Consider the following 830-nt stretch of genomic DNA (forward strand, 5'->3'; position numbering starts at 1 on the left):
GGACATCAGGGCGATATGGAGCATTTCGGCGCGGCTGAGCCTGGAGCCGATGGCCAGTCGTGAACCGGTTCCCTTGATGCGGTCGATGTCGGCATTGGTCACGGTGAGCATTTCGTTGAGGCGCAGGTTGGCATCCAGCACCACCAGCGCCGTCATCAGCTTGGTGAGTGAGGCGATGGGCATTACCCGGTTGCCGTTGCGCTCGGAGATCACCTCGCCGGTTCTGTGGTTGGCCACCACGAAGGCAGCCGAGCTGAGGTTGGGCACATCCCGTCGCTCGAGAAAGCCGCTGCTGCTCTTGCTGCTGGCGGCAAAGGGGTTGGCATGGGCACTGTCCATAGTGGCCGGCAGCATTACTGCGCCAAGCAACAGGGGAAGAAGGGAACGCATCATCATGATCAGCTCTACCGGACGAAATACAGGGATATCTCGCTAAGTTATATGTCGTGAACTGGCGCTTCACAATCATTCTCACCTTGATATTGATAATTTACGGCGTTGAGCGCGCTCTGACGGCGAGGAGAGCGTAAAAGAGGTCTCCATGGAGTCTTTTTTTTGCATTGAAACTATGGGCTGGCCGTGATGGTGAGCGGAAGCCAGCGCTAAAAAAATCGGGACCAGAACGGTCCCGATTGGCATGGAGCATTGCCTGCCGGTTAGTGGGCATCTTCCTGCTTGATCTTGAATCGCATGGCGATCACCACGAACAGCAGCGGGCCAATGATTGTCCAGACACCGGTGGAGATATCGCCGGAGATAAAGGGGGCGACCACGGTAAAGACGTTGCCGAAGGCGACCAGGATCAGGCTGATGATGGTGGCAAGCAGTAC

1 protein-coding gene is annotated in these 830 nt (G+C 56.9%); it reads right to left on the reverse strand.

Annotation, left to right across the window (positions count from 1 at the left end):
* A partial coding sequence (locus tag RA26_RS21955) for a serine hydrolase (RefSeq protein ID WP_241482718.1) occupies positions 1–354 on the reverse strand: 354 nt, incomplete at its 3' end.
* Between the last annotated feature and the right edge of the window lie 476 nt (positions 355–830).

It is taken from the genome of Leisingera sp. ANG-M7 (assembly GCF_000813965.1).
In the GTDB taxonomy this organism is placed as follows: domain Bacteria; phylum Pseudomonadota; class Alphaproteobacteria; order Rhodobacterales; family Rhodobacteraceae; genus Leisingera.